Annotated in this window: 2 protein-coding genes; one reads left to right on the plus strand and one right to left on the minus strand. The window is 66.7% G+C overall.

Annotation, left to right across the window (positions count from 1 at the left end; translation table 11 throughout):
* The first annotated feature begins 152 nt into the window (after positions 1–152).
* Positions 153–1,322, plus strand: a complete 1,170-nt coding sequence (gene lpxB / locus Q8P46_06630; GenBank protein MDP2619838.1) for a lipid-A-disaccharide synthase — start codon at positions 153–155, stop codon at positions 1,320–1,322.
* Here lpxB and gltA read toward each other — a convergent pair.
* Positions 1,312–2,601 (minus strand): citrate synthase, encoded by a 1,290-nt coding sequence (gene gltA / locus Q8P46_06635; GenBank protein ID MDP2619839.1) that lies wholly within the window; start codon positions 2,599–2,601, stop codon positions 1,312–1,314. The two genes, lpxB and gltA, sit on opposite strands and share 11 nt — an antisense overlap.
* Positions 2,602–2,814: the final 213 nt, after the last annotated feature.

Below are 2,814 nucleotides of genomic sequence, written 5' to 3' on the forward strand. Positions count from 1 at the left end.
GATTTGGCCCACCGAAGGCCGGGTTCTTTTGCGCCGTGGCGGTGTTGCGGCTGTTGGCCGATGCACCGCATCGCCCGGCGAGCCGCGCCTGGCCACGGCGCAAAATCATCCCGGTCAAATGGTTTCCTATAACCATGAACCCCTCTCGACGGATGGCCAAGAAGGAAGACGAGCCCCGCCATTTCTTCGTCGTCGCCGGCGAGCCGTCCGGCGACGTCCTCGGCGCGCATCTGATGGCGGCGTTGCGGCGGGTGCTCGGCGGCAGCGTGCGGTTTTCCGGCGTCGGCGGCGAGCACATGCGCGCCGAGGGGCTGGCGAGCCTGTTTCCGCTCTCCGAAATCGCCCTCATGGGACCGATCGCGATCGCCCGCAGACTGCCCGCCATTCTGCGCCGCATCCGCGAGACGAGCGATGCCGTGAGCGCAACGGATGCGGACGCGCTGATCATCATCGACAGCCCGGAATTCACCCACCGGGTGGCGCGGCGCGTCAGGCGGGCGCGGCCGGAGCTTGCGATCATCGACTATGTCTCGCCCTCGGTATGGGCCTGGCGGCCGTGGCGGGCGCGGCGCATGCGCGCCTATGTGGACCACATACTGGCGCTATTGCCGTTCGAGCCCGACGCCCACCGGCGCCTCGGCGGGCCGCCCTGCAGCTATGTCGGCCATCCGCTGGCGGAACGCATCGACGCGCTGCGCGGCGGCGCGACCAAGCCCGTCGGCGGGCCGCTGCTCGTCGTGCTGCCCGGCAGCCGCATCACCGAGGTCGAGCGCCTGATGGCGCCGTTTGGCGACACGGTGGCGCGGGTGAGGGAGGTCCATCCCGAGCTTGCCGTCGTCATTCCGGCGGTCGACTCGGTCCGCGCGGCCATCGAGACGGGCTTGAAGAGTTGGCCGGTCGGCCCGGAGATCGTCTCCGGCGAAGCGGCCAAGCTCGCCGCCTTCCACCGGGCGCGGGCCGCGCTTGCCGCCTCGGGAACCGTGTCGCTGGAACTCGCATTGGCGCGGGTTCCGATGGTCATCGCCTATCGCGTCGAGCGGTTGGCGGTGGTGCTGCGCCCGCTCTTGACCGTCCCCTCGGTGGTCCTCCCCAACCTGATCCTGGGGCGCAACGCCGTTCCGGAATTCATTCAGGAGCGCTGTACGCCGGAAAACCTCGCCGCGGCGCTGTTGCCCCTGCTCAAGGACAGCGAGGAACGGCGCGCGCAGCTTGCCGCCTTCGACGAGGTTGCGGCGCGCGTCGCCATCGGCGAGGAGACGCCGAGCGCACGCGCCGCGCGGGAAGTCCTCGAAGTCCTGCGCCGCCGCGCGCCTATTTCCTGAGCGAGATCGGCACGTAGTCGCGCTTCTTGGCGCCGGTATAGAGCTGGCGCGGCCGGCCGATGCGCTGCTTCGGATCCTCGATCATCTCGTTCCACTGGGCGATCCAGCCGACGGTGCGGGCGATGGCGAACAGCACGGTGAACAGCGTCGTCGGAAAACCCAGCGCCTTCAAGGTGATGCCGGAATAGAAGTCGATGTTCGGATAGAGCTTCTTCTCGATGAAATACTCATCCGTCAGCGCCACCCTTTCCAGCTCCATCGCCACATCCAGCAGCAGATCGTCCTTGACGCCGAGCTCTTTCAGCACCTCGTGGCAGGTCTTCTGCATGATCTTGGCGCGCGGGTCGTAGTTCTTGTAGACCCGATGGCCGAAGCCCATCAGCCGGAACGAATCGTTCGGATCCTTGGCGCGGGCGATGAATTTCGGGATGTTCTCCGGCGCGCCGATTTCGTTCAGCATGTTGAGCGCGGCCTCGTTGGCGCCGCCATGGGCCGGGCCCCACAGACAGGCGGTTCCGGCGGCGATGCACGCAAACGGATTGGCGCCGGAGGAGCCCGCGAGCCGCACGGTCGAGGTCGAGGCGTTCTGCTCGTGGTCGGCGTGGAGGATGAAGATCCGCTCGAGCGCCCGCGCCTGCACCGCATTGACCTTGTAGTCCTCGCACGGCACCGCGAAGCACATGTGCAGGAAGTTCGCCGCGTAGTTCAGGTCGTTGCGCGGGTATATGAAGGGCTGGCCGGTGGAGTATTTGTAGGCCATGGCGGCGATGGTCGGCACCTTGGCGATCAGCCTCAGGCTCGCCACCCGCCGCTGCTCGGGATCGGTGATGTCGGTTGAGTCGTGATAGAACGCCGACATCGCGCCGATCACGCCGACCATGATCGCCATCGGGTGGGCGTCGCGCCGGAACCCCTCGAAGAAGCGGTCGTACTGAGCGTGCAACATCGTATGGTAGGTGATGTTGTGGTCGAACACGGCGAACTGGTCCGCTGTCGGCAGTTCGCCATTCAGCAGCAGGTTGCAGACCTCCAGGAAGCTCGACTTCTCGGCCAGCTGGTCGATTGGATAGCCGCGGTGCAGCAGGATGCCCGCGTCGCCGTCGATAAAGGTGATCTTGCTCTCGCAGGAAGCGGTCGAGGTGAAGCTCGGATCGAAGGTGAAGCGGTCCGATTCCGCGTACAGCTTGCGCACGTCGACAACGTCCGGACCGGTCGTCCCCTTGATGATCGGAAGCTCGTAGCTGTCGAGCCCGATCGTCAGCACCGCCTTGTCGGTCATGCCTGATCTCCTTGAATGCGCACATAGGCCCGAACGGGCGTTTGAACGTCGTTATAACGGTTCACGTGACAGGCGAAAGCGCGTCGTCGATGCGCCCCAGGCTCTCCTCGCGGCCTAGAGCCGAAAGCGTGCGGCCAAGGTCCGGTGACGCCGTTCCGCCGGTCAGGGCGCCCCGCAGCGCGGGGGCGAACCTGCCGAAGCCGACGGCCTCGG

This window comes from Hyphomicrobiales bacterium (genome assembly GCA_030688605.1).
Taxonomy (GTDB): Bacteria; Pseudomonadota; Alphaproteobacteria; order Rhizobiales; family NORP267; genus JAUYJB01.

Coding starts and splice junctions, on each gene's coding strand:
- lpxB (MDP2619838.1), top strand. CDS start 153: ATGGCCAAGAAGGAAGACGAGCCCCGCCATTTCTTCGTCGTCGCCGGC.
- gltA (MDP2619839.1), bottom strand. CDS start 2,601: ATGACCGACAAGGCGGTGCTGACGATCGGGCTCGACAGCTACGAGCTT.